This is a genomic window from Aeromonas sp. 602658, from assembly GCF_049173005.1.
Lineage (GTDB): Bacteria > Pseudomonadota > Gammaproteobacteria > Enterobacterales > Aeromonadaceae > Aeromonas > Aeromonas veronii_A.
The window spans coordinates 416,582-436,069 of the sequence record NZ_JAAKRF010000001.1 but is presented as its reverse complement, the minus strand read 5'-3'; the positions used below and the strand labels follow the sequence as shown (position 1 = coordinate 436,069).

Below are 19,488 nucleotides of genomic sequence, written 5' to 3'. Positions count from 1 at the left end.
GCGGCAGCAGAGGAAGGTGCGGCGGATGGCTATGCTTGATGCAGGCTTTTTCAGGAGGTGCTGGCTTATGCGCGTCTGGTGTTGCTTGTTGCTGGGGTTGTGCATGATGGCCCAGGCCAAAACCCGTGTTGAAATTTTGGCCGATGCCAACTATCCCCCCTACTCCTGGCAGGAGGGGGAGGAGGTCAGGGGGATCTATGCCGATATTATCCGCGAGGTGACCTCTGCCATGCCTGACTATGAGGTGGTGCTCAAGCCGATGCCGTGGCGGCGCGGTCTGAGCATGGTGGAGCAGGGCAGCGCCTTCGCCATCTTTCCGCCTTACTACCAGCCCGACAGTCGCCCCTGGATGTGGCCCTACTCCCAGCCGATGCTGGATGAAGAGCTGGTGGTGATGTGCGGCGCCAGTGTTGCGGTCAATACTCCGCAGGCCAGGTTTCCGCTCGACTATCATGGTTTACGCTTTGGCATGAACGCCGGTTTTGCCGTCGGCGGTGATGCCTTTTGGCAGGCGGTAAAAGAGAAGCAGATCGACGTGGAGGAGGTGAAAAGCAATCGGGAGAACTTGCTCAAGATTGTCCGCGGCCGGGTCGATTGCACCATCAATGATCGCCTCTCCCTGCTCTATGAGTTGCTCAACATGATAAAGGCCGATCAGCTGGCGGTGGCCGATATGTCCTTGCTCAAACAGGGGCCGGTGCTCAGCAAGGAGCAGGGGTTTCTCGGCTACAGCCGCAAGGGGGAGTACCCCTACAAACAGGCCTTTATCGACCAGTTTGACAAGGAGCTCTATCAGCTCAAAAAACGTGACGGGGTGAAAGTGATCGTGGAGCGCTATTTGGGAAAGTCCCCGCGCTGAGCCGATGAGATGGGCACTCGGGTTCAGCTGGGTTAAGCCTGCTCAGCGTGACACACAAGAAGAGGGACCTTGCGGTCCCTCTTCATTTATCCAGCAGAGCATGTTGGCTACAGCACCTGACTCAGGAACTGGCGCAGGCGTGGGGAGGGAGGATTGTCGAAGAAATCGGCCGGTTTTTCATCCACCAGCAGTTCGCCACTCTCCATAAAGAGCACCCGATCCGCTACCTCGCGGGCAAAGCCCATCTCGTGTGTCACCACCACCATGGTCATCCCTTCGCGGGCCAGCCCCTTCATCACATCCAGCACTTCCCCCACCATTTCGGGGTCCAGCGCACTGGTGGGCTCGTCAAACAGCATGATGCGCGGCTGCATGGCGAGCGCCCGGGCAATGGCTACCCGCTGTTGCTGACCACCGGAGAGTTGGGAGGGATAGCTGGCTGCTTTCACCGACAGCCCCACTTTCAGCAGCAGCGCCTTGGCTCTGTCTTCGGCCTCACGGCGCGACAGGCCACGCACCTTCTGCGGAGCGAGGCAGATATTATCCAGCACCGTCAGGTGGGGAAAGAGGTTGAAGGACTGGAACACCATGCCCACCTCTTCCCGCAGCTTGTTGACATCGCCCGGCTCGGTCAGGCTGATGCCGTCGACTACTATGTTGCCGTCGTTGATGGTCTCCAGCTGGTTGAGGGTGCGCAGGAAGGTGGACTTGCCCGAGCCACTGGGGCCGACGATCACCACCACTTCCCCTTCTGCCACCTCGGTACTGACGTTTTTCAGGGCGTGCACTTCGCTGCCGTAGAACTTCTCTACGCCGGTCGCCTTGATGATGGGATCAGTTGCTGCGTGCATATTTCACCTCGAGACGGCGTACCAAGAAAGAGAGGGTGCCGGTCAGCACCAGATAGAGCAAGGCGACGGTAAACCATACCTCGAACGGACTGAAGGTGGAGCTGACTACCTCGCGACCGGCCTTGGTCAGATCGGTGATGGAGATGACCGAGACCAGCGAGGAGTCCTTGATCAGGTTGATGAATTGGCCTGCCAGCGGTGGCAGTACCCGCTTGAACGCCTGCGGCAGGATGACATAGCGCATGGTCTGGGCCGAGGTCATACCCAGGCTGCGACCCGCCTCCATCTGCCCCTTGTGGATGGAGCTGATACCGGCGCGGACGATCTCCGCCACATAGGCACCGGTAAAGACCGCCAGCGCGGCGACCCCGGCGGTGAAGCGGTCGAGGTTCAGCACGGTGCCGATAAAGAAGTAGACGATGAAGATCTGCACCAGCAGCGGCGTGCCGCGGATGAGCTCAACGTAGGTGACCGCCAGATTGCGCAGGGCCGGATTGGGGGAGAGACGCGCCAGCCCGGCCAGGGTTCCGAGCAGGATGGCGAAGATGCCCGCCACCAGCGAGAGTTTGACGGTGACCCAGACGCCCCAGGCAATGGGGCCTGCAGTCCAGCTCAGTTGGGTGTCGAGGGTATCGCCACGAAAAACGGTATCCCCTTCGGCGACTTGTACGCCGGTACTGGCAATGGCTTGCCGCACATTGGGGTCGAGATCGTCTTGCAGGAACAGCTTGCCCTTCTCGGCCTCGCTGGTGCCCGCCATCACGGTGCCGTCAAATTCGGCGAGATTCTTCTGCTCCGCCTGATAGGCGATGTATTGGGGAATGCGTTCCCAGCGCCAGGTGTAATCCACTGACTGGACAGCCTTGTAGATGCCGAATACGGCAACCAGCAGCATCAGCAGGAAAACCCCATGCCAGAGCAGCTGATTGGGTTGTTTTTCCATCTGTCTTGTCGGTTTGGGTGTGTGCACAGTCACAACCTCTTCTCGTTATTGTGTGGGGAGCTGCGTGGTGCAGGGGCGGCATGTGCCGCCCCCCGGAGGTTATTTGAGCTGATTCAGCCAGGCGTTGGATTCGAACCACTTCTTGTAGAGACGGTCGTAGCTGCCATCGCCCTTGATCTGGCGCAGGTAGTTGTTGAACCAGTTGAGGGTGTCCTGATCCCCTTTGCGGATGGCCCAAGCCAGCGGCTCGAAGGTGAACGGCTTGTCGAGGTGCACCACGGCGCCCTGATTCTGGGAGGCGAAAATAGCGTTGTAGGGCAGGTCATAGACGAACGCATCGACCTTGCCGTTGATCACTTCCAGCTTGGCGTCATCCTGGGTTTCAAACTGCAGCAGGGTGGCTTTGGGGATCAGGCGCTTGACTGCCTGCTCGCCGGTGGTGCCGAGCTTGACCGCGATCTTGTATTTCGGGTCGTTGAGGTCGGTGAAGGATTTGATTTCGCCCGCCTTCTCTTTGCGCAGGACGATGGTCTGGCCGACCACGATGTAAGGATCGGCAAAGTTGACCCGCAGGTTGCGCTGGGGAGTGACGGTCATGCCGCCCATGATGACGTCGAACTTGTTGGTCAGGAGTGCCGGAATGATGCCATCCCAGGCGGTGTTGACGAACTCGACCTTCACGCCCATCTCTTTGGCGACCATCTTGGCGAGATCCACATCAAAGCCGATGTATTGGCCCTGCTTGTTGGTCATCTCGAAGGGTTGATAGCCGGCGTCGAAGCCGACTCGCAGCACGCCGCGTTCGAGCACGGCATCCAGGGTGGACGTGGGGGCAGGTGTCGGGGCCGCCGTGGCGATCCCGCAAAACAGCAGGGTAGAAAGAATCAGTTTTTTGATCATAAGTGACGTCTCTGTCGGTGGTGTGTTCGGCCTTGAACCTGATCCCGTGCGACTCCGTGGCACAAGAGACTGCTGCATCCGGCAACAGGCAAGACAGGATGAATGTCTTGAGCGGGACAAAAGCCCCATATGAGATGCTATGAATAGTGGTTGAGTGAAAAATGTACCAAAAACAGATTGTGTCAGAAGACTCAACAGGTTAGAGACATTTATTGCTCATGGCTTCATTCATAAAATCACACGAAAACAACATATCTATCTAATGGGGTGGGTTCAAGCCCAAATTATGCCCAAGACATTTTGTTACAAAGCCAAGGCGCCGCTTGCGGCTCTTATTGCACCGATAAGCTCCATAAGAGACTCTTTTCAGGGGCGGAGACAAATACGTATTGATGGGATATCACGCTCATTGCGCTGTTTGTCAGCAAACGAACGGGCTTTATTATGAAAACCATCAAGTCCCACTGGGTCTTGGCAAACGCTTCTCATATACTCAGTTACCCTCTCTGCATGGCTTTGGTATGGACGCCTCACTACTGCTTAAGCTGGATATTTTTACCTTGATGATCATGGCCTTGTGTGGCTATTGTCTCGGTTTCCTCACTCTTACCATCATTCGCGTCACCCACAACGATATTCCCGGTGTCGGGGTCTGGTGGTGGTCCAGTCTGTTTGCCATGCTGGGTCAGGCTGGATTTGCCAGCTTGCTGCTGACCCCCACCCCCTATGGCTCCTGGGTTGGCAATGTCTTCCTGATTTTTCATGTGTCGCTGCTGCTGGTTGCCCAGCGCTGTTTCTTCCGGCAATCGCCAGGCTGGCCTGCCTGCTGGGGATTCATCCTGCTGTTTGCCGCCATCATGACCTGGTCGGTCGCCATCGATGGCCGGATTGCGGTACGGGTGATGATCAGCAGCGCCACCTTCCTCATGCTCAGCACGCTCATCATCTGGCAGCTCTGGCGTCACGGCCGCCCTGATTATCAGGTGGCAGTCTGGGTGCTGATTGGCCTCAATCTGGTGCTGATTGCCATGACATTGATGCGGATGTTTACCGTGTGGGGCGAGGTGATCGAAAGCCCGTTCCAGCGTCAGTTGTTCAACGTGTTGCCCTATGTCTCCATGCTGGTGGGTAGCTCCATGCTCACTTTCGGGGTGCTGCTGCTCTGCAACCAGCACCGGGCGCTGGAGCTGCGCTATCAGGCCAGTCATGACCCGCTGACCGGCTTGTTCAATCGCCGTGGTTTTATGGAGCGTCTGGCCCGGGGACGCCCTGCACAACAGGGGGCGTTGGTGGTGCTCGATCTGGATGACTTCAAGCAGATCAACGATCGGCATGGTCATGAGGTGGGTGATCGGGTGCTGGAGCGGGTCGGGTTGGCACTGCGCGAGCTGGAGGGGGTATTGGCGGGCCGCTTTGGGGGTGAGGAGTTTGTGCTGCTGTTTCGCCATGTCGCCGCAGACGAGGCCATCGCCCGTTGCCAGTCACTGCTGGTTCAGCTTGCGGCCAGCGAGGTGGAGGGGATTCATATCACCGTCAGCATGGGTATTGCTTACTGGCAGGGGGAGTGGCACTTTGACAGCCTGTTCAGCCGTGCGGATGACGCTCTCTATCGGGCCAAGCGGGAAGGAAAGAACCGGGTCTGTCAAGCTGCCTGATGCAGGAATAGGTTCAGGAATAAAATCAGGGCGCGGTGATCCGCGCCCTGTCTGCTTGCCGGATATAGCTCGTTAGCTGCCACCCGCTAATCTGCATTCGCTTGAGGGGGTCTCGGTGCCTGCGCCTTGAGGAAGGGGAGCAGCAGCAGGGCCGAGACACCTGCCGCCACCGAGATCACCACGAAGAAGCCGTTCCAGTGCCAGATCTCCATCACCTTGGCCAGCGGATAGCCTGACAGCGCCGCCCCCATGTAGGCAAACAGGCCGACAAAGCCGGTGGCGGCCCCCGCCGAGTTTTTGTGGGAGCACTCCGCTGCCGCCATGCCGATCAGCATCTGCGGGCCAAACACGAAGAAGCCGATGGTGAAGAAGCATGCCGCCTGCATCACATAGCTGAAGAAGGGCATCAGCCACAGCGACCCCACCGCCAGCAGGATCCCCACAGCAAAGATGAGGTTCATCGGGCCACGGTTGCCATTGAACAGCTTGTCCGAGCCCCAGCCCGCCACCAGGGCGCCGATAAAGCCCCCCACCTCGAACATGGAGATGGCCGAGTTGGCGCTCATCAGATTGAAGCCGCGCTGCTCGGTCATGTAGAGGTTGCCCCAGTCATTGATGGCGGTACGCACCACATAGACCAACACGTAGCAGCAGGCGAGCAGCCAGATATAGGGGTTGCCCAGCACATATTTGCGCAGGATCTGGCGATGGGAGAGCCCCACATCCTGAGTCTGCTGGGCCAGCTCCATGGCATCCTTGCGCCACTCGCCTACTGTCGGCAGTCCCATGGCACTCGGGGTATCCCGCAGCCGCCAGCAGAGGAACAATCCCGCGATGATGGCGATAAGGCCGGGCACTATCATGCCGTAGCGCCAGCCATGCTGCAGGGCGATGGTGCTGACGATGAGAGGGATGAGCGCGCCACCGACGTTGTGGGCGGTGTTCCAGGCCGACCACCAGACTCCGCGCTCGGTACGCGAATACCAGCTTGTGAGCAGCTTGGAGCAGGGGGGCCAGCCCCAGCCCTGGAAGAAGGCGTTGGCGACCCAGAGGGCGGCAAACATCCAGAGTGCCGACGAGAGGCCGAATAGTATGTTGATAACGCCGGTGGCCATCAGTCCGACACCCATGAAGTAGCGCGGGTTGGCGCGGTCACTGATGATGCCGGAGAAGAACTTGGAGCAGCCGTAGGTTATGTAGAACAGGGTCCAGAGCATGCCGATGTCGGACTTGTCCAGCATGCCGCTCGCCAGCATGTCCGGCATGGCGAAGTTGAAGCTCTTGCGGGTGAAGTAGAAGACCGCGTAGCCCAGATACATGGTCAGCAGCAGGTGCAGCCGCCAGTGGCGATAGGTGGTGTCGATCTCGGCCTGATCCCGGATAAGGGGCCGGGGCGGCGCGCTTCTCATAAAACTCAGCACAGGCTGGCCCTCTGGTGGTGATTAGCCATGGATCTCTTCCCGTCTGCGACTGGGCAGGTTGACCGTCAGCTGGGTGCCGTGGATGCAGGAGAGTTGCAGACTGCCTCCGAGGGCCTGTACCCGTTCGCGAATGCCGAGCAGGCCATAGCCCTGTTGCGGGCGGCTTTCCGGCAGACCGCGGCCATCATCTTCCAGCACCAGTTGCAACAGATCGCCGCTGGCCCGGACGCGAATGGTGACCGAGTGGGCGTTGGCATGTTTGACCACGTTGTTGAGCCCCTCCTGACAGACCCGAAACAGGGTGACCCGCTGGGCATCGGAGAGATCCCCATCCGCCAGCTGCCACTCCAGCCGGGTGACGATGCCGTGACGCTCCAGCTCCAGCTCCCGCAGCAGCGCCCGTACCGCCTGTTCCAGAGTCATGTCGTCGAGCTGGCGCGGGCGCAGCCGCCCGAGCAGACCGCGCACCGCGTCGTAGATGCCAAGGGAGAGGGTATCGATCAGGGCGCTGCTCTGGCCCACACCCGCATTGTCGGGGGCGAGGCGGCGAACAATACCGGCCTGGGTACGAATGGCTGTGATGGTCTGGCCGATGTCGTCGTGCAGCTCGCGCGCCACCTCCTTGCGGATGCTCTCCTCGGTCTCCAGCAGCCGCTCGGTGAGTTGGCGATTGTGGGCAAGCTGGCGGGTCAGCGCCTGATTGAGCTCGCGCTGGCGCTGGATCCCGGCGCCGAGCAGCAGGCCGGTAAGGCTCTGGGCCAGCAGGGAGAGCAGCAGATCGAGGGGGTGATCGTGCCAGGCCTGACTGGCCAGCAGGGCGATGGTGTTCATCAGGGTAGCGAGCAGCGCCCCCTGCCAGCCGTAGCGCCACGCCATGGCGATGATGGGGATGGCCAGACAAAACGGGGTAAAGCGCACCAGCGAGTTGGGCAGCCCCAGCTGCAACCAGAGGCTCAGCACGAACAACAGCAGATACCAGACCAGATGGCGAAAGCGCCAGTCTACCGGCTGATCCACCAGCGCAGGGCCGAGCGGCACCCAGGTAGCGCGGGTAAGGTAGTGCCAGATCAGCATGCAGGTGGAGGTGAGGGTGAGCCCGCCGGTGAGGGTGAGCAGCAGGGCCGAGAGGCCATCTTCTCCCGCCAGATGCCAGAGCAGGGATTGCAGCAGGGCTGCCACCGAGACGGTGGCGAGCAGCAATAGCAGTTGCTGCCAGTCGTTGCGCACTGGCTGGCGGCGGGCAATCAGCAGCGGCAGCAGGGTGAGCAGACTGCCGATCAGCAACCACTGCCAGTGGGGCAGCCCCACTTCCAGATTGAGCCAGTAGAGCAGTAGCCCTTCGCACAGCAACAGCGGCGGCCAGTAGTGGCCGGGACTTTGCAGCAGTAACCCGAGGCGCAGGCCGAAGGGGAACAGCAGCACCGCCAGCGCCGGGCCACCCGCCAGATGCAGGCTGATGCTCCAGAGGCAAAACCAGCCGGCGGCAAAGATGAAGCAGGCCGCCAGCGCGATGGCGACATAGCTGGCAAAACGGGAGATCACCAGCTATCCAGCATGCGGTGGGCCAGCTCGACGTTGTTGCTGACCTTGAGCTTGTCCATCAGGTTGGCGCGATGGACGTGGACGGTTTTGGGGGAGAGGCCGAGCTGCTCGGCGATGGCCTTCACCTCCAGCCCCTGTGCCAGCAACTGGGCAATCTCCCGCTCCCGATTGGTGAGGGGATCCCGGCTGCTGCTGGCCAGTTTCTGGGCGATGTCCGGCGTCAGATAACACCCCCCCTGGGCGGCGGTACGCACCGCGGCGATCAGCTCGTCCGGACTGCAGCGCTTGGAGAGAAATCCCTTGGCACCGGTTTGCAGCGCCTGCTCGATGAGGGCGGGGCTGTCGTGCACCGAGAGCATCACCACCGCAAGGCCGGAGGGGAGCTGCTTGAGCAGATCCAGCCCCGATTGGTCGGGCATCGAGATGTCGCAGACGCAGACGCGCGCCCCGCTGCCGGGCAGGCCGGCAAGGGCATCGCTGGCGGAGCCGAATTCGGCGACCACCTGCAGGTCGGGCTCCAGATTGAGCAGTTGGGCAAAACCGGATCGGACGATCTGGTGATCGTCGATAAGGGCAATTTTTATCATGATGTCAGCCTGAAATTCGGTGCGTCATGACCATGACGCGGCCAACAAGATACCTGCCCCTCGAGTCAGGCTCAAGCAGCAGCAGGAAAAGGGGCTAAAAACCGGGGAGCAAGGTGAACAAAGCTTGATCGGGATCAGCTGGCAAGGGCGAGCAAGCGGGCTGATCAACAGGGGATGACCAGCCCGTGGGACTCAGCGGTGCAGCTCGCCGGCGCGCTCCGGCTGATAGACCACTTCCAGAATTTCGACCTCGATGGTGCGACCGGCCGGGCCCGGCCAGGCGATGCTGTCGCCCACTTTCAGACCGAGCAGGGCGCTGCCCACCGGCGCCAGTACCGAGATGTTGCTCTCGTCGCCCTTGGCATCGCGCGGGTAGACCAGGGTGAGGCAGAACTCGTTGCCGCTGCTCTGCATCTTGAAGCGTACCTTGCTGTTCATGGTGACCACGTCCGGCGGCATGTCGGCCGGTTCGCGGATCTCGGCGCGGTCCAGCTCCTCTTGCAGGGCGAGATGCTGCGGGTGGTTGCCGAGCAGTTGTTCGATACGGTCCAGATCAAGGCTGGAGATAACCAGATGAGGTTGTTTCATAAGATATTCCTTATCAATAGCGGATAGGCCCATACCGGCGGGTGCAGGTTGGCCATCACGCAAAGTGTTACAAAAATGGATTCAACAGGTTCAATCGATTGAAAATGCCATGCCCCCAAGCGACTCGCGGCCGAAGGAGCGAGGCGGGGGCTCAGCAGGGTGTGAGCAAATGCGAGGAAATAGCGAGTATTTTCATGGGGCTACCATAACCATTCTGGCCGGCCTTGGCAACCGTGATTGAGTGACTACTCAGGAACCTGATAGTTGTACTGACGGATGATCCGCGCCAGTGTGCCATCATGGCGCATCTCGTCAATCACGGCTTGCCAGCGACGCCCTTCGGTGAAGGGAAAATCCTTGCTGGCCGCGATAAATAACTGGGTACGCATCAAGGATTCGCCTTTTACTATCTCATCGATGGAAAATCCGCCCGTCTGCTGGTTGTAGAGGATGACGTTCCAGGCTGCGACCCAGGCATCGATGCGTCCTCGTTGCAGTTTGAGGGCATTGAGGTCTTCGGTGGCGACGGTTTGGCTGGCGAGATTCAGCCTCTGCTTGAGCAGATACTGGCCGAAGGAGTGACGCAAGGTGCCCACCTTGAGTGAAGGAAGCGCGTTTATCATGAGCGGGGTGGGATGCTTGTGGCGATTGCTGACAATGAGGAACTCTTCATCAAGGATGGGGGAAACCCAGTAGTAGAGATGCTCCCGTTGAGAGCTGCGTACTGGCGGTATCAGCAGTACATCCTTGCGATGGGCGGTTTGGGTGAGGGCTCGGGCCAGCGGCATCAACTCGATGGTGAGCGGTTCTTTAAGGCGTCGCGCGGCCTCTTCCATGATCTCGATGGCGACACCGCTTGGTTTGCCGTGAGAGGAGCGAATGACGTAAGGGGGCAGCTCGGCCGCCACCAGCACAATAGCCTGGGCACCGGTGTGTACCAGCAACAACAGCAGTGCAAAAAAGGGCAGGCAGAGAGCGCGCATCAAGGTCGTGAGCCAGAGTCGAATATGCAGAGTGTAACATTCCTGCCTGCGTTGTCGTTGGGCTCGCTGAGGGGTTGGGATCTCAGTCGAAGAAATCGCGCAGATCGCGCACTTCGTAATCAGCGAGTTGCTGCCAGGGGAGCTGAGCAGGCAGCTTGCGCAAGGTCACCTCCATCCGGTAGCTGCGATAGCCGTCGAGACTGGCCGATTCGACCACCAGCGGGAGCTGCCACTGACTCGACCAGAGAATGCGGGTTCGTTGCTGCCCTTCGCGCTTCTCATACCAGCGGGCCTGCTCGGGGGCGGCCTCATCCAGCGGGGTCATCCCCTCGATCAGCGCCGGGTTGACGAGATGGCGGATCCGTGGCCAGTCGGGTTTGAAGGCCACCTGGCCATACTCTTCCACCGGCACCTCAACCAGCTGGTTGTGCCAGCTGTCGGCATAACGCAGTTGCAACTCACCTTCATCACTGCGACTGACCCAGCGGGCTGCCATCTGGTGGGTAAAGTGCTTGTGGCCGGGGGTGGCATCGTGAGTGGCGTGATAGGCACGGGCAAGGGGGAGGGGAATGAGCCGCTGGCTCCACACCTGATTGCCCACCCGCAGCCACTTCTCTTGCCAGACACTCTCTCTGGCGATGCCATCGCTGCCGGTGTTCCGGTCGTGATAGCTGATCCGGGCGGCGAGATCCGGGGGCGTGTCGTCAGCATGCAGGGGGAAGGCGAGGGTGCTGCCAAGCAGCCATAACGAAAGCAAAAGTCGCATCATCATCTGTCGCTCGAAAGAGCCGGGGCCCGGGCCGCTGAGTCGATTGCTCAGATGCACCCGGGCCCCTGCTGCTTACAGGCCGAGCGCCTCCCGCAGTTTGCCAAACACCTTGGTGTTATCCAGCGTGCCTTTGAAGCGGTTGCTGCCGGCGCCATCGGCAAACAGCATCACATCGCCGCCGCCGTGGGTTTCCGATGTCAGTTTGACGCCGGTCTCCTGCAGATAGTCATTGGCCATCACCTGATCGCTGGTGAGGACGGGACGCACATCGGGGCGGTTGGGGCCGTTACCGAACACCAGGGTGGTGAAGGGCTTGCCATCCACGTCGTTCTGGGTCGAGCCATCGCCATTTTTCACCAGATCCAGCACCGGATTGCCCTTGGCGGAGTAGCCGTTAATGGTCATGGTGTGGTCATGGTCGGCGGTGACCACGATCAGGGTATTGTTGAGATCCACTTTACCCAGCGCCGTCTTGACCGCCTCATCCAGTGCCACCGCGTCGGTGAGCGAGCGCTTGGCGTTGGTGCCGTGCAGGGCATGATCGATCCGGCCGCCTTCTACCATCAGGAAGTAACCCTGACTGTTCTTGCTCAGCAGGTCGATCGCTTTGGCGGTCATTTCGGAGAGGGACGGCTGGGTATTGGCTGCCCCCTTGGCGACCCGATCCAGCTCGTAGTCGAGGTGGGATTTGCTGCTGAACAGACCGAGCACCTTACCACTGGTGACCTTGGCCAGTTCACTTTGGGTAGTGACATAGCTGTATCCCTGCGCCTTCATCTCGGCGGTCAGGTCGCGGTTGTCATTGCGACCGCCCTTGTTGCTGGCGCTGTAGGGGGTCCAGTGGTTGGCACCACCGCCCATCAGCACATCGACCCCATCCTTGAGGGCACTGTTATAGCCAGCGCCCCCAGGAACGGCCTGTGCGGCGATGTCATAAGCGGCATCCCGATGGCAGATGTGGGCGTAGGTGGCCGCCGGGGTCGCGTGGGTCAGCTCGGTAGTGGTGACGGCCCCGACCGATTTGCCTGCCGCCTTGGCCAGCTCCAGGATGGTGGGCACCGGCTTGCCGTTATCGCTGCTGCAATTGTTGACGGTTTTGTTGCCATTGACGTCTTTGCCGGGGGCGACGGCTTTGGTGTCGCTGCTCATGGCGATCACCTCGTTGTTCATCTTGACCCCGGTGGTGTAGGCCGCCATGGAGGGGGCCGAGTCGGTGGTCTGGGCATCGTTGGAGAAGGTCTTGATGCGGGCACTGCGCGGCAGTTTCATCATCTCCAGATTGCCCTCTTCTCCCACCTTGAACAGGCGGGTGGCGGTGAGCACGGTGGGCCCCATGCCATCACCGATAAAGAGAATGACGTTTTTGGCATCAGCGGCCTGTGCCTGGGAGGTTGCGCCCAGCGCACTGAACAGGGCTGCGCAGACCAGCGTGTGCTTGATGGATGTGTTCATCTGTTTGCTCATGAAAGTGCTCCTTACAGCTTGGCCGCAGCCTTGATCTTGCCGAACACGGCGGTGTTATCGAGTGAGCCATGGAAGCTGTCAGCCCCCTTGCCGATGGCGCCGAGGAAGACATCTGTGCCGCCGTGGGTCTCGTTGCCGATCTCGCCTACCTTGACCACCACTTCCTGGTGGTAGTCATTGGCGGAGACGGTGGCATCGTCGAGTGGGGCGACGCTGCTGCGCGGGCCATCCACCCGGTTGTAGCCGTTGCCAAAACCTATGATGGTGTAGGGCATGCCCTCGCTATCCTTGCTTGGCTCGCCAGTCTCGTAGTTCTTCACCAGCCCGAGTACGCCGGGGTTGTCGGCGGTGGTCTTGCCGGTGCGCTTGGCATAGCCGTTGAGCACGAGCGTGTGGTCGTGATCGGCGGTGACCACGATCAGGGTGTTTTTCAGCTCGGGGTCGCTCTTTTTCACCTCGTCGATGGCGGCTTTGATGGCGTTGTCGAAGGCGATGGTGTCCTGCAGCGCCCGCTTGGCGTTGGTGTCGTGCAGGGCGTGGTCGATGCGGCCCCCTTCCACCATCAGGAAGTAACCCTTCTCTTTGCCCTTGAGCTGCTTGATGGCGGCCAGGGTCATCTGGGCCAGTGACGGCTCGCTGGCAGGGCGGTCCAGGTCATATTTCATGTGGCTGGAACCAAACAGACCCAGCAGCGGCTTGCCCGCATCGGCCTTGTTCAGCTCATCCAGATTGCTGGCAAACTGGTAGCCCTTGGCCTGCATTTCGCTGATGAGGTTGCGGCCATCCTCCCGCTTGCCCTTGTCGGCTTTGGGCAGGAAGAAACTGCTGCCGCCACCGAGCACCACATCCAGCCCCTCCTTGAGGGCGCTGTTGTAGCCTTTGCCGCCCGGTACCAGCTGGACGGCGATATCTGCCTCCAGATCCCGGTTGCAGATATGGGCATAGGTAGCCGCCGGGGTGGCGTGGGTCACCCGGGTACTGGTTACCACGCCGGTACCGCGGCCATCGGCTTTGGCCAGCTCCAGCAGGGTAGTCACCGGCTTGCCGGCGCTCTTGCTGCAGTCGCTCTCATAGGTGGCGTCGCCGTCCATGCTGATGACGCCGTTGTTGCTCTTGACCCCGGTCATGTAGGCCGCCATGGAGGGGGCCGAGTCAGTGACCTGGGCATCGTGGGAGAAGGTCTTGATAAAGGCCGTTTCTGGCAGGGTATCGATGGTGAGATCACCCTCTTCGCCGACACCGTAGATGCGGGCTGCCGTCAGGGTGTTGAGGCCCATGCCGTCACCGAGGAAGAAGATGACGTTGGTGGGTTGGGCTGCGGGCTTGGTCGCCACCGTGTCATTGTCTGATTTGCAGCCGGCAGCCAGGGCGGCGCCGATCATCACTGCAAGTCCTGCCATTTTTCTCATTGGGGTTCGCTCCTTGTAAAACCTGAGCGCAGCCTAGAGGGGGCAGATGACACTTTTACTGACTATCGGTGACGGTTGTGTGAAAAAGTGATGAAAATGTTACACTATATCAATGTGTTATCTGTCAATTGAGCCAGTTGGTCCGGTCGCTTCCGGCAAGGTCGCTCCGCCTCGGCGGTTTGCTGATTTGATGAGGTGATGGTTAGAATGACCTGTCAAAAGAGGCCCGCAGCAGGTAAAATGCGCCCCCTTCGTTCGATGCCCGCGGCAGAGCGCCTGTTGTTCCATGCGCCCGCCCGCAGCCCCCACAGAGAGTAACGGATATGTCCATCAACTGGTTCCCCGGTCACATGCACAAGGCCCGCAAAGAGATTGCCGAGGTCATGCCCCAGGTCGATGTGATCATCGAGATGCTCGATGCCCGCATCCCCTTCTCCAGCGAAAACCCGCTGGTGCCCGAGCTGCGTGGTGATACCCCGGTGATCAAGGTGCTGAACAAGGCGGACCTGGCCGATCCGGCGATCACCGATCTGTGGGTGGCGCACATGGAAAAAGAGAAGGGGATCAAGGCGCTGCCGCTGACGCAACAAGAGCCGGAGAAGATCAAGCAACTGCTGACTCTCTGCCACGAGATGCTGCCGGAGCGCAATTTTGAGCTGCGCGGCGTGCGGGCGATGATCATGGGGATCCCCAACGTGGGCAAGTCCACCCTGATCAATACCCTGGCGGGGCGCATCATCGCCCGTACTGGCAACGAGGCGGGGGTGACCAAGTCCCAGCAGCGGATCAAGCTGGATAACAACGTCATCCTGACCGATACCCCGGGTTTCCTCTGGCCCAAGCTCAATCCGCCCTCCTGCGGTTATCGTCTGGCCATCACAGCGGCCATCAAGGACACGGTGTTCGACTATGCCGATATCGCCATGTTCGCCGCTGACTACTTCATCAAGGCCTATCCGGAGCGGATCAAGGCGCGCTACCAGATTGACGAGTTGCCCGAGACCGAGATCGAGCTGCTGGAGATGATCGCCCGCCAGCGGGCGTTTATGCGCAAAGGGGGGCTGGCCGACCTGCACAAGGCGTCCGAGATCCTGATCAACGAGTTCCGCTCCGGCTTGCTTGGCCGCATCTCGCTGGAGACGCCGGAGATGGTGAGCGTCGAGATTGTCGAAGCCGCGGCAGAAGCCGAGCAAAAAGCCAAAGAGAAGGCCGAGCGGGAAGAGGAGCGTCAGGCCCGCGCCCGTCGCAAGTACGCCCGCAAGCGTCAGAAATAATTATCCTCAGGCGTCCCGAGCTTGCCTGACAACGAGCGAGCTTGTGTGACCGAGATGACGGAACACGAAGAGGCGACCCCAGGGGTCGCCTCTTCTGTTTTATCTAGAGAAATCTCCTCCCACTCTGATGGCGTGTCCGCGCCATATAAAGCCATGCCATCAGCCAAAACGATGGCGCGCCGTCTCAAACAGCGACATATGAAGCGGGATCAGCTGTCGCCAGTCGCGGCGATAGCCGCCACCGGGCACCGCCGCGATGGGCAACCCATGCTTGATTGCACAGCCAAATACCATGGCATCGCGCAGGCGAACCCCTGCATCGCTCAGGGAGAGATAACCAAGCTCGTCGGCATGATGCACATCGACGCCCGCCTGATAGAGGATGAGATCCGGCGAATAAAGCCGCAGTGCCAGCGAGAGTGCCTGTTGCAGTGTGGTGAGATAGGCATCGTCCGTCATGTCGCTTGGCAGCGGAAAGTCGAGGTGAGAGGCGGCTTTGTGATGGGGAAAGTTGTGCTCCCCATGAAGGGATAGGGTGATGATATCGCGCCGTCCGGCGCACAGGGCTGCACTGCCATCTCCTTGATGCACATCGAGATCGACGATCAGCACCTGTTCGCAGCGCCCCTCGTCGAGGCAAGCCTGCGCCGCAATCACCAGATCGTTGAACAGACAAAAACCGCTGCCGTGATCCCGGTGGGCGTGGTGGTAGCCACCGGAGATCTGCAAGCCGCAGCCCTGCTCAAGTGCATAGCGGCTGGCGGCAACGGTGGCACCCACCGAGCGCAAGGTGCGCTCTATCAGAATGGGTGACCAGGGAAAACCGATCTTGCGGATGGCGCGATCTTCCAGCTGGCCGCTCAGGGCCGCCGCGACATAATCAGCATCGTGAATGCGACAGATTTGCTCCCGGGTGGCCGACGGCGCTTCGCCAAGGGGGTAACCCTGCACCTGCAAGCGCTCAAACAGCCCCTGATACTTGGCCAGCGGGAAGCGATGGCGTTCGGGCAGGGCCAGGGAGGAGTAGAGGGGGTGATAGAAAATATGCAGTGACATCAGGGCATTGTTCCATCGATGCAGAGATGAACCTGGATATGAAAAAGGGGAGCCAAGCTCCCCTTGTCATTCCCGACGGGTCAGGATGATGTTTCCGGATTACTGCTGCTGGATAACCCAGATCTGGAAGGCTTTGCGGGTTTCCGCATCGGCCTTGTTGTACCAGTTTTGCAGTTGGGTCAGGGCTTCCGGATTGCTTTGCGCCTTGCTGGGCGCGGCTTGGGCCGGTGCGCTGGCGGCAGCCATCACGGCAGCAGAGGAGACGGCAACGGTTTTGGGCTGGTTGAAGGCTTTGCCCATGTTGATCAGCTCTTGCTGATAGTCACGGGTCAGCTGGAAGCCCTCTACTTTCGGCATTACGAACTGTTCACTGCTCACTTGCTGTCCTGTGACCTTGTCTTTCAGCGCCACTTTCTGATCTTTCAGGAACTGTTTGGCTTCTGCTTCATTGCGGGGCTTTTTATAGTCCAGCACCAGCTGCTGATTGTCGGCTGCAGTGAAGTTCAGCACCAGCGGCTCGGCGGTCACCAGCTTGATTTCGTTACGGCTGGAGTAGTTGCCTTCAAAGGCGACGACCAACTGGTGCTTGCCGGCAGAGAGGGGGAAGGTGCTGGTTTTGTCGAGCAGCTGGGGGTTGATGGATTGGCCATCAATCAACTGCACGATGTAAGGGGTGGATACTTCCAGTTTGGCATCAGCCAAGGCGCTACCGGCCCACAACAGACCAGCCAGCGCCGGTACCAGAACAGTCAGTTTCATTTCATCTCCTTGAACAGTCAGGCGATTGCCCACTGAAAACAGGGGCTCATTTTTACAGGTTTGGTCTACTGCGGCAATGGCTCTTTCTGGAGGTGTATGTTCGTGCAGTTGTCAGTTCATTTATCAATAACGGCATGCTTATTTATTCGAACCGCCGTGTAAACGGGGGGAGGGCATCAAGTAACCCCTTGCCATAACGTTTGGTCAGTAGACGCCGGTCCAGAATGGTGACCCGTCCCCGATCGGCCTCTTTGCGGATGAGGCGGCCACAGGCCTGGATCAGTTTGCGCGATGCCTCCGGCACCGTCAGTTGCAGAAAGGGGTTGCCTCCTCGCTGCTCCACCCACTCGGCGGTGGCCTCCTCGACCGGCGAGTTGGGCACCGCAAAGGGGAGCTTGGTGATCACCAGATTGGTAAGGTAGTGACCCGGCAGATCCAGCCCCTCCGAGAAGCTGCCGGTACCAAACAGGATGCTGGCCTGACCGCCATCGCATTTTTGCTTGTGCAGGGTGAGCAGGGCATTGCGGGAGGCTTCCCCCTGCACCAGCAGTGACAGTCCCTTGGCTCGCAAGCCAACGGCCACCTCATTCATCTGGCGGTAGGAGGAGAAGAGCACCAGACTCGCCTCCTTGCCCGCCAGAATACGTGGCAGCACGCTGATGAGTTCATTGGTAAAGGCTGGTGAGTTGGGTTCGTGCTCCATCTTGGGCAGATAGAGCTCGGCTTTCTGGTAGTCAAAGGGGGAGCGCAGGCGCAGATAGCGGGTACCGTCGTGCTCCTTGAGCCCCACCTGATGGCGAAAATAGCTAAAGGAAGAGAGGGCGGTGAGGGTCGCGGAGACCAGCACGGCCCCCAAACATTTCGACCAGAGCCACTCCTCCAGCAGATAGCCCACCTCTATCGGTGAAGCGTGCAGCCAGATATCGCCGTCATCGCTCTTGGCCATCCAGCGGGCGAGCGGGGTTTTGCCGGTCGGCACATGGCGCCCCAGCATCTCCCACAGGGCGCAGAAACTCTCCAGCCGTTGCAGATGAAAACCGCTCTCGGCCAGCAGGGGTTCGGCCTCCTTGCGGCGGATCTCGCCATCTTTCAGCGCTTCACCTATGGCCCCCTGCATCCGATCCAGCGCCCGCAGCGCCTTCTTGCTCGACTCCTTGAGATTCTCCGCCAGCATGGGCAGGGGATCCGGCAATACCCCTTCGGCGAAGCGGTAGTGAGGTTCACTGCCAAACAGCCGATCGTTGGCGCTGAGCCACTGCTCGACCGCCTTCAGGTCGGGCTGGATGGAGGCCAGCGCATCCTGCAGTTTGAGTTGGGGGTCGAGCAGGCTTTCCTTATTAAGCGTCCGCGCCAGCTTGCCTGCACTTTGTACCAGCTTCTCCAGCCAGCGGCGCGAGCCTTTGACGCTGGCCGATGCCGCGCCGTGATCCCGGGCGATGGTGGGCAGGTGATGGGCCTCATCCAGCACATAGATGCACTCATCAGGGGGCGGCAGAATGATGCCGCCGCCCATGGTGAGATCGGAGAGCAGGAGTGCATGGTTGACGACCAGCACATCGGCGCTCTCCATGTCGTTGCGGGCGCGATGAAAGGGGCAGTGCTGGTGATGGCTTAGCGCCTTGTTGCAGGTGTGGCGGTCTGCGGCGATGCGATCCCAGCAAGTGTCGGGAATGGGCTCCGGCCAGTTGTCCCGATCCCCGTCCCACTTGCCATTGGTGTAGGCCTGCCACAGCGCCTGGTAGCGATCCTTGTCGCTGTCCGATGGTTTGGATTTGCTCAGACTGCCAAAGTCGAGCTCGAAGTTGGCCATCTCGGCGCCACTGGCTGCCTGCTCCAGCAGATGCTCGCAGCAGTAGCGCTGACGCCCCTTGACCAGCATAAAGCGAAACGGCAGCTCGCTGTGGCGGTGGTAAAAAGGAAGGTCTTTGTGGATCAGCTGCTCTTGCAGGGCCACTGTGGCGGTGGAGATCACCAGCTTCTTCTGGGTGAGTCGCGCCACCGGAATGGCGCCCTGCGCATAGGAGAGGGATTTGCCGATACCGGTACCCGCTTCGGCAACCAGAATACGGCGTTGTTTGTCGTACTCGCCGGTCAGGGTTTTGGCTATCTCGGCCACCAGAAAGTTCTGCTCTTTGCGCGGCACAAAACCGGGTAATCCATCCGAAATCTGGCGATAGGTTTGACGAATGGTTGCTTTGAGGCGAGTAGAGAGCATGAAGAGAAGGCCAGTTAGGGGTTAATCGAAGGACAAGGATACCCGCAACCCCTCGGTGAGGTCGAGGCAACAGCCATTATCACGGAGTTTTACGCTGATCAGACCACTTTGGTTGTTTATCAGGTAGTTAGCGTCATTTGCATGCAAAATAGACTATTTGAGTCCAAATAATCAGCAGGATTCATTGTAAACGTTTTCCTTTTACCTTGCCGT

At 60.0% G+C, this 19,488-nt stretch carries 17 protein-coding genes; 3 read left to right on the top strand and 14 right to left on the bottom strand.

Features of this window, described 5'->3' with window-relative positions; all coding sequences use genetic code 11:
- The first annotated feature begins 67 nt into the window (after nt 1-67).
- On the top strand, nt 68-859 hold the full coding sequence (locus G5253_RS01845) for a substrate-binding periplasmic protein (RefSeq protein WP_266133802.1): 792 nt from the start codon (nt 68-70) through the stop codon (nt 857-859).
- Between the two features lie 107 nt (nt 860-966).
- Here G5253_RS01845 and G5253_RS01840 read toward each other — a convergent pair whose 3' ends face one another.
- The 3 genes from G5253_RS01840 to G5253_RS01830 form a co-directional block, all read right to left on the bottom strand.
- Nucleotides 967-1,710: an amino acid ABC transporter ATP-binding protein gene (locus G5253_RS01840; RefSeq protein ID WP_266133803.1), complete on the bottom strand. Its 744-nt coding sequence runs from the start codon at nt 1,708-1,710 to the stop codon at nt 967-969.
- Nucleotides 1,694-2,653 carry an amino acid ABC transporter permease gene (locus G5253_RS01835; RefSeq protein WP_019445267.1) on the bottom strand — a complete coding sequence of 320 codons (960 nt, stop codon included), beginning with the start codon at nt 2,651-2,653 and terminating at the stop codon, nt 1,694-1,696. Before G5253_RS01835 ends, G5253_RS01840 begins: the two co-directional genes overlap by 17 nt.
- A 99-nt stretch (nt 2,654-2,752) precedes the next feature.
- Nucleotides 2,753-3,553, bottom strand: coding sequence for a transporter substrate-binding domain-containing protein (locus G5253_RS01830; RefSeq protein ID WP_005334079.1), 801 nt, complete (start codon nt 3,551-3,553; stop codon nt 2,753-2,755).
- A 521-nt stretch (nt 3,554-4,074) separates the two neighbouring features.
- On the opposite strand from G5253_RS01830, the gene G5253_RS01825 reads away from it, so the two are divergent.
- Nucleotides 4,075-5,208, top strand: a complete 1,134-nt coding sequence (locus G5253_RS01825; protein ID WP_227340823.1) for a GGDEF domain-containing protein — start codon at nt 4,075-4,077, stop codon at nt 5,206-5,208.
- 86 nt (nt 5,209-5,294) lie between these two features.
- On the opposite strand, the gene G5253_RS01820 is transcribed toward G5253_RS01825, so the two are convergent.
- The 8 genes from G5253_RS01820 to G5253_RS01785 all read right to left on the bottom strand — a co-directional run bounded on the left by G5253_RS01820 (nt 5,295) and on the right by G5253_RS01785 (nt 13,971).
- Complete coding sequence (locus G5253_RS01820; RefSeq protein WP_266133804.1) at nt 5,295-6,629, bottom strand: MFS transporter; 1,335 nt, start codon at nt 6,627-6,629, stop codon at nt 5,295-5,297.
- A gap of 21 nt (nt 6,630-6,650) precedes the next feature.
- The gene (uhpB, locus tag G5253_RS01815; RefSeq protein ID WP_266133805.1) at nt 6,651-8,171 is read right to left on the bottom strand and encodes a signal transduction histidine-protein kinase/phosphatase UhpB; all 1,521 of its coding nucleotides are present in this window, start codon (nt 8,169-8,171) and stop codon (nt 6,651-6,653) included.
- A complete protein-coding gene (uhpA, locus tag G5253_RS01810) occupies nt 8,168-8,758 on the bottom strand; it encodes a transcriptional regulator UhpA (RefSeq protein WP_005334071.1) in 591 nt (196 codons plus the stop codon). Before uhpA ends, uhpB begins: the two co-directional genes overlap by 4 nt.
- Before the next feature lie 192 nt (nt 8,759-8,950).
- Nucleotides 8,951-9,346 carry a nucleoside diphosphate kinase regulator gene (gene rnk / locus G5253_RS01805; RefSeq protein WP_005334070.1) on the bottom strand — a complete coding sequence of 132 codons (396 nt, stop codon included), beginning with the start codon at nt 9,344-9,346 and terminating at the stop codon, nt 8,951-8,953.
- A gap of 245 nt (nt 9,347-9,591) precedes the next feature.
- A complete protein-coding gene (locus G5253_RS01800; protein ID WP_158111102.1) occupies nt 9,592-10,329 on the bottom strand; it encodes a substrate-binding periplasmic protein in 738 nt (245 codons plus the stop codon).
- Between the two features lie 82 nt (nt 10,330-10,411).
- A complete protein-coding gene (locus G5253_RS01795) occupies nt 10,412-11,098 on the bottom strand; it encodes a hypothetical protein (protein ID WP_107685200.1) in 687 nt (228 codons plus the stop codon).
- Between the two features lie 72 nt (nt 11,099-11,170).
- Nucleotides 11,171-12,562, bottom strand: a complete 1,392-nt coding sequence (locus tag G5253_RS01790; RefSeq protein ID WP_127006774.1) for an alkaline phosphatase — start codon at nt 12,560-12,562, stop codon at nt 11,171-11,173.
- Between the two features lie 11 nt (nt 12,563-12,573).
- A complete protein-coding gene (locus G5253_RS01785) occupies nt 12,574-13,971 on the bottom strand; it encodes an alkaline phosphatase (RefSeq protein ID WP_005334065.1) in 1,398 nt (465 codons plus the stop codon).
- Nucleotides 13,972-14,294: 323 nt separating this feature from the next.
- On the opposite strand from G5253_RS01785, the gene ylqF reads away from it, so the two are divergent.
- Nucleotides 14,295-15,245, top strand: coding sequence for a ribosome biogenesis GTPase YlqF (gene ylqF, locus G5253_RS01780; RefSeq protein ID WP_005334061.1), 951 nt, complete (start codon nt 14,295-14,297; stop codon nt 15,243-15,245).
- 159 nt (nt 15,246-15,404) lie between these two features.
- Here ylqF and G5253_RS01775 read toward each other — a convergent pair whose 3' ends face one another.
- The 3 genes from G5253_RS01775 to dinG all read right to left on the bottom strand — a co-directional run bounded on the left by G5253_RS01775 (nt 15,405) and on the right by dinG (nt 19,275).
- On the bottom strand, nt 15,405-16,301 hold the full coding sequence (locus tag G5253_RS01775; RefSeq protein WP_266133806.1) for a histone deacetylase: 897 nt from the start codon (nt 16,299-16,301) through the stop codon (nt 15,405-15,407).
- 99 nt (nt 16,302-16,400) lie between these two features.
- Nucleotides 16,401-17,060 (bottom strand): DUF2057 domain-containing protein, encoded by a 660-nt coding sequence (locus G5253_RS01770; protein WP_216954052.1) that lies wholly within the window; start codon nt 17,058-17,060, stop codon nt 16,401-16,403.
- A 142-nt stretch (nt 17,061-17,202) separates the two neighbouring features.
- Complete coding sequence (dinG, locus tag G5253_RS01765) at nt 17,203-19,275, bottom strand: ATP-dependent DNA helicase DinG (RefSeq protein ID WP_266133807.1); 2,073 nt, start codon at nt 19,273-19,275, stop codon at nt 17,203-17,205.
- Between the last annotated feature and the right edge of the window lie 213 nt (nt 19,276-19,488).